Below are 729 nucleotides of genomic sequence, written 5' to 3' on the forward strand. Positions count from 1 at the left end.
CACGCAAAGTGAGGAGAAGGCAGCCCAGGACACGGATAAACAGCAGGCTGCCGAGCAAGAGGCAGGAGCGCCAACCGCCGAAAAGCAAACAGCCGCGGCGCCGACGCCGACGGATGCCAAGAGCGGCGATAAGGTCGATCTTCCGGCCGTGACCGAAAAGCAAAAGCCCAAGCAAGCAAATGCGCTGAAGTTCAGGCCTGCAAAGATCTCGAAGTTCCGAAGCAAGAGCGCCGGGACGCCAAGTTCTACCAACGCCGCCGTTGCTGCGTCGCCGATCTATTCCGGCCTTCCGGGTGTTCGAAAGCTCTATTCGCAGGGCGCTACCGGCGACGCGCTGGCCACAAGCTCTATGAGCGAGGTGCCTCGCGACCAGCGGGTTGCCAATCTTTGCGGCAGCGTTTTGAACGAGGAATTGCAGGGCGCCTCCTATTCTCCCAAATGGCTGCCATCCATTCCGCTGAAGGTGGGCAATGTCCTTAACCCTCCGGTGGCCGCCTTCAGCACGGCAACCACATGGTACCGCCTGAGCTTCCGGTGCGAGGTCGACGCCGGTGCGACAAGGGTCTTGTCGTTCAACTTCCGTGTCGGGGCTGAGATCCCACCCGGCGAATGGGCCGGGCTGAGATTGCCTAGTCTCCGCTAAGTATTTCACTCGAAAGTGGGACCGGTTTCGGGGCAAGCGCATGCGTCGAACGAAGGTTCAAAGCGCGGACAGCGTCTCCGGCAGGG

The 729-nt window shown here is 61.2% G+C and carries 1 protein-coding gene; it reads left to right on the forward strand.

The genetic code is table 11. The annotated features are described in order from the left end of the window. Window positions 1–643, forward strand: a 643-nt coding sequence (locus EOA60_RS35665) for a DUF930 domain-containing protein (protein WP_128312764.1), incomplete at its 5' end; no start/stop codon positions are given. Window positions 644–729 lie beyond the last annotated feature (86 nt).

The organism is Mesorhizobium sp. M1A.F.Ca.IN.020.06.1.1, assembly GCF_004023265.1.
Taxonomy (GTDB): domain Bacteria; phylum Pseudomonadota; class Alphaproteobacteria; order Rhizobiales; family Rhizobiaceae; genus Mesorhizobium.